This window comes from Dellaglioa sp. CoH-55-MRSF-9 (assembly GCF_056782155.1).
Genome location: NZ_JBXAYG010000023.1, coordinates 1 through 487, shown reverse-complemented (window position 1 = coordinate 487; position 487 = coordinate 1). Strand labels below are relative to the sequence as shown.

Below are 487 nucleotides of genomic sequence, written 5' to 3'. Positions count from 1 at the left end.
GAGGACGACTATGATGAAGCGACTCTCCGTCAGGTTCCGGCTCTGGCCACGAGCCCGGATACGGCGTTTGCCGTGCTCGACGACGGCACATTCGCGTTCCCCGGTATCGAGTCCGCGTTTCAAGTATGGAAGAAGGCACGTTCCAATTTCCGACACAAGCGTATCGACGATCTGGAGCACGAAGTCGAGGTCACCACACGCATCATCAATGACCCTCATTACGATTACCTCAACGACGAGTCGGTGGACCGAACTGAACTCACGGAATCCGCGTTCAGCTTCGTGCGCTGGGCGCGGTCCGTGCGCAATACAGGGTTCTCGACACCGGGCTTGGAGAACTTTCAGTTTCTAGCTTCGTTCTACGGAGTAGACACTGTGGAAGAGTTGATCTCGGCTCAAGAGCATCAGATCACGCGTCTTCAAGAACGCATTCCTCAGGATCAGCAGTGTGTTTTGACGACTCCGAGGGAGGGTTAATGAGTTTCAC

Annotated in this window: 1 protein-coding gene; it reads left to right on the top strand. The window is 55.0% G+C overall.

Features of this window, described 5'->3' with window-relative positions; genetic code table 11:
• A partial coding sequence (locus AC1RPV_RS07620; protein ID WP_481764180.1) for a hypothetical protein occupies positions 1-477 on the top strand: 477 nt, incomplete at its 5' end.
• Positions 478-487 lie beyond the last annotated feature (10 nt).